The organism is Ligilactobacillus murinus DSM 20452 = NBRC 14221, from assembly GCF_001591685.1.
GTDB classification, from domain to species: Bacteria; Bacillota; Bacilli; order Lactobacillales; family Lactobacillaceae; genus Ligilactobacillus; species Ligilactobacillus murinus.
Window position 1 is genome coordinate 1 of sequence record NZ_BCVJ01000080.1, and the last position, 4,325, is coordinate 4,325.

General features: G+C 39.7%; 4 protein-coding genes and 1 pseudogene. 2 read left to right on the forward strand and 3 right to left on the reverse strand.

Annotation, left to right across the window (positions count from 1 at the left end):
- Positions 1-129 precede the first annotated feature (129 nt).
- Positions 130-1,497, forward strand: coding sequence for a glutamate--cysteine ligase (locus tag LMU01S_RS09545; protein WP_056959829.1), 1,368 nt, complete (start codon positions 130-132; stop codon positions 1,495-1,497).
- 179 nt (positions 1,498-1,676) lie between these two features.
- A pseudogene (adhP, locus tag LMU01S_RS09550) lies at positions 1,677-2,694 on the forward strand (alcohol dehydrogenase AdhP).
- A gap of 55 nt (positions 2,695-2,749) precedes the next feature.
- Here the strand turns inward: adhP and LMU01S_RS09555 are convergent.
- The 3 genes from LMU01S_RS09555 to LMU01S_RS09565 form a co-directional block, all read right to left on the reverse strand.
- The gene (locus LMU01S_RS09555) at positions 2,750-3,496 is read right to left on the reverse strand and encodes a gamma-glutamyl-gamma-aminobutyrate hydrolase family protein (protein ID WP_056959831.1); all 747 of its coding nucleotides are present in this window, start codon (positions 3,494-3,496) and stop codon (positions 2,750-2,752) included.
- A gap of 89 nt (positions 3,497-3,585) precedes the next feature.
- Positions 3,586-3,801: a hypothetical protein gene (locus tag LMU01S_RS09560; protein ID WP_004049968.1), complete on the reverse strand. Its 216-nt coding sequence runs from the start codon at positions 3,799-3,801 to the stop codon at positions 3,586-3,588.
- An 18-nt stretch (positions 3,802-3,819) separates the two neighbouring features.
- The gene (locus LMU01S_RS09565; RefSeq protein WP_056959833.1) at positions 3,820-4,086 is read right to left on the reverse strand and encodes a hypothetical protein; all 267 of its coding nucleotides are present in this window, start codon (positions 4,084-4,086) and stop codon (positions 3,820-3,822) included.
- Positions 4,087-4,325: the final 239 nt, after the last annotated feature.

The window sequence follows — 4,325 nt, forward strand, 5'->3', positions numbered from 1 at the left end:
TCGCCTATTTTAAAACTTTTCTAAAAAATAAATCCACTTTTTCTATTTCATTCTTTTTTAAATGTAGTATAATATGGCTAAAATAAAAGTCTGCTCCTAAGCAAGCAGACTAAGTTTGGGGGAATACTTATGTTTAGTAAAATCGGGCAGCTGATCTTTAATAATGAAGCAGTTGCTAAAACGTCAGATTTCACAATGGGGCTCGAGATCGAGATGCATCGCGTTGATGATACGGGGAATCTCAGTCAAGAACCATATCCAGCCGCACTCGGTGATGAAACGACCAATCCTTGGATCACAACAGATTATTTAGAAACGATGTCTGAAGTTGTGACACCACCTGCGGCTTATGCCCTTGATGCGATGCATTATCTTTATGGTATCAATAACGTCTTACGCTCTGCTTTAGCACCAGGCGAATTACTTTGGCCATTATCAATGCCACCTAAATTACCTAAAGATACGAGCCATATTCGTTTAGCTCAATGGGGCCCTGAAAAAGAGGCCTATTTAAAAGAGTGGACCAGAAGGCACCGTTTTGCTGAAGGTACTCCGTGTGGGGCTCATATCAATCTCAGTATTGATCAGCACCTCATCGAATTAGTCTTAAAAAACTTTCCCGAGCGCTTTAAAAATGAACTTGAAGCTAAAAATTATCTCTATGAGATCTTAGCTCAAGGATTTGTCCGCTATCGTTGGCTGATCACTTATCTCTTTGGTGCTAGTCCGATCGCTGAAAAAAATTATTTTGAAGGTGATTTTAAACTCAAACATCCAGTTCGAAGCATACGTCAAAGTTCGTTTGGCTTTGGAACCAAGTTTGCAGGTGATTATACGAATGTACAAGCTTATGTCGAGCGGATAAAACAAGGGGTCAAAGATAAGATCTTGATCAAAGAATACGAATTTCACGGTCCCGTCCGCTTTAAAGGTAATCCTGTTTTATCTGAGTTGCCAAAAACGGGGGCAGAATACATCGAATTACGAATGTTGGACCTTGATCCAAGTAGCTCAGTTGGTATCAGAACCGATACCTTACGTTTCCTTCGCTTACTAGCAAGCTATTTTATCATGAGTCCAGCTCTCAAAAAAAAGGAAGTCAATCGTGTTTTAGAGCAAGCTGACCGTATGAATGAAGAAGTTGCCAATGAAGATCCGCGTAGCATTTGTAAATATCAAAATAAAGCACGCGCATTTCTTAAAAGTTTAGAACTTTATGCCAATCGGCTCCAACTTGGACCTGAATATCAAGAAATTTTAGATGATCTAGCTGATCGCGTAGAAAATCCACTAACGACCCCGAGTGCCCGCCTGTTAAATTACGTTAAAGATGATTCCTTAGAAGAATATGCCTTGCGCCGCGCTCGTCGCTATCAACGGGCTGCCCAAGATGCGCTCCTCAAATTTGAAGGCTTTGAAGATCGCCAATACACTGCAGTCGAACTTAAGCAAGCACTCTTTCGTGGTAACTGGGATCCTGATCTGCGTCGTAGTTGATTGTTGATTTATTTGTAAGAATAATAAATGATTTCCTTGGAAGTACAAAATGCGGGGAAATCATTTTTTTAGGACTATTTTGTAACCGTTAACAAAAAACAAAGGAAGGCAAAACTATATTTCTTCCTAATAACATAAACTGCCATGTTATTTCGCATTTAATATAGTGACACAAACATATGAAAGCTGTTTCAGTTAAGGGCTCTGGTGTTGGGATCGAAATTTCAGAACGCACTATTCCAACCCTTAAACAAGGTGAAGCTTTAGTAAAAATGGAGTATTGTGGTGTTTGTCATACTGACTTACACGTGGCTAATGGGGATTTTGGGAAAGTTCCAGGGCGGATCTTAGGCTATGAAGAGATCGGTATCGTTACTGAAGTTGCTAATGATGTAACTTCGCTCAAAGTCGGTGATCGCGTAAGTATTGCCTGGTTCTTCAAAGGCTGTGGTTACTGTGAATACTGCACCACAGGTCGTGAAACACTTTGCCGTAATGTACAAAATGCGGGTTACTCAGTTAATGGGGGCATGAGTGGATACGCTGTCGTTGTGGCAGATTATGCCGTCAAAGTTCCTGAAGGGCTCGATCCAGCCCAAGCTAGTTCTATTACTTGTGCTGGGGTAACAACTTATAAAGCACTCAAAGAAGCAGACGCAGCTCCTGGTAAATGGATCGTGATCTACGGCGCTGGTGGTTTAGGTAAACTTAGCTGTTCAATACGCTAAAAGGGTCTTTAACGCTAAAGTTGTCGCCGTTGATATCAACGATGACAAATTAGCTTTAGCCAAAGTATCTGGAGCTGATATCGTTATCAATGCTAAAGATACTCCTAATGGTGCAGAAAAGATCCAAGAGTTAACTGGTGGGTGCCACGGAGCTGTTGTAACAGCCGTTTCTAAAGTTGCTTTTGATCAAGCCGTTGAAAGTTTATGCGCTGGCGGGACAGTTGTTGCGGTGGGCTTACCCTCTGAATATATGGAACTAAGCATCGTTAAAACGGTCTTAGACGGTATCAAAGTCGTAGGTTCATTAGTTGGAACAAGAAAAGATCTAGCTGAAGCCTTTGATTTTGCAGCTCAAGGATCAGTTGTCCTGGTCGTTCAAAAACGACCGGTCGAAGATGCACCAGAAATTTTTGCAGAAATGGAAGCTGGCAAGATCAACGGTCGTATGGTACTTGATTTCATCAAATAAAAATAATATTACTCCATAAAAATAGCTCGCTGGATCGACCCACCGAGCTATTTTTTTAGTTATTCTTATTATTTTTTTGGGCAACTTTTGCTGCACGTTTGATCAGATCAGCAAAAATGTTTTGTGAGTCCTGATAATGCTTGTAGGTATTTTCAGGATGCCACTGTAAGCCCAAGATCTGGTCATTTTCAAGTGATTCTACCGCTTCGGCTACGCCATCATCAGCTTTGGCTACAACACGTAAAGACGGTGCAATATCCTTTAAAGCTTGATGATGCCGGGAATTGATATACGGCCGTTTTCCCACAAGCTCATAAAGGCGACTATCTGTGAGCACATTTGCATGATGAGACGGAAAGTTACCAGGTGCATCTTGCGAATGTTTAACATAGATCTCTTTATCCTCTGAAAGGTCTTGATACAACGTCCCACCTAAAGCCACATTGATCAGTTGCATCCCACGACAGATACCCAAAATAGCTTTTCCTTTTTCAACTGACCGTTTTAATAATGCAATTTCAAATATATCACGTTTGCGGTAAGTCATTCCCAACTTCAAATGAGGTTCTTCCCCAAAGAAGGTTGGATCAACATCAAAGCCCCCCGCAAAAACGATCCCATCAAACAGATCGATATAATCGTCCACAAACTTTGGATCGACACTTGGCAAGATAACGGGCACACCACCAGATTTGACGATCGCTTCGATCGCAGGTCTTGGTGCATATGGCGCATTACGTTCATTTATTACGTTTGTCGCCTCAGTTAAAGTATCTGCTGGTATTGCAATTCTTGGTCGCATGAAATTTCCCCCTTAAAAATACGTTATGAGAAAAGTATCACATTTATGATTTTAAGTAAAGTTAAAAGTCTTAAGAAATTTAAATCATTCTACCAATGACCAAGCCTTAAATTACCGTTTTGCCCATTTTCAACTTTAACAAATGGCAAATAAGCCATGGCATACTCGATCTGGCCTTGATCTCTAACATAACAACTACCTTGGTCACGTAATTCACACATTGCCATTTGAACTTCATAAGGTGTTAGACTAGGACTACGTTGTAAAATATCTTCCACTTGTGCCAATTCATTCAAGTTAAACATCCTACTCATCCTTTCTTATCAGTTACTGATCGTCTCTTGATCTAGATTTTCTTGCACATCAAATTGTGGTTCAAGTTCTTCACTCTGTCTAACTTTAAGACTTGTCTCCATAGCTTCATTTGTTGGTCTAAGCTCAAGATCATCATGTAAAAAATTACATTCAAAAAAGAATAGTACTGCAAGTAAAATAATAGTTATTATAACGCCCAAAACATTTAAGTAACCGCTCTCATTTAAACGTTGCTTGATCGGTCGGCTAATGGGCTGATCAGGTCGTTTTCTCATTGTTGCTGCTAGATAAATGTATAGACCGCAAAACTGCACAGAAAGATTATCGTTTCCCTTTTTTAACTATAAATATCATTAACTACTACACTGACCAGCTATACATTTATCTTTCTCTGGCCATTTTAACTACAAACTTATTATATCATTATAATGATTTAAAATAGTAATTTTTTGTTTTGCCCTACTTAATATGAATACACAAAAAAAGCCATACCTAAAAGTATGACCTTTACACG

Bases quoted from the DNA above. Each gene is read 5' to 3' on its own strand.
- LMU01S_RS09560 (WP_004049968.1), bottom strand. From the start codon at position 3,801: ATGTTTAACTTGAATGAATTGGCACAAGTGGAAGATATTTTACAACGT.
- LMU01S_RS09545 (WP_056959829.1), top strand. From the start codon at position 130: ATGTTTAGTAAAATCGGGCAGCTGATCTTTAATAATGAAGCAGTTGCT.
- LMU01S_RS09555 (WP_056959831.1), bottom strand. From the start codon at position 3,496: ATGCGACCAAGAATTGCAATACCAGCAGATACTTTAACTGAGGCGACA.
- LMU01S_RS09565 (WP_056959833.1), bottom strand. From the start codon at position 4,086: ATGAGAAAACGACCTGATCAGCCCATTAGCCGACCGATCAAGCAACGT.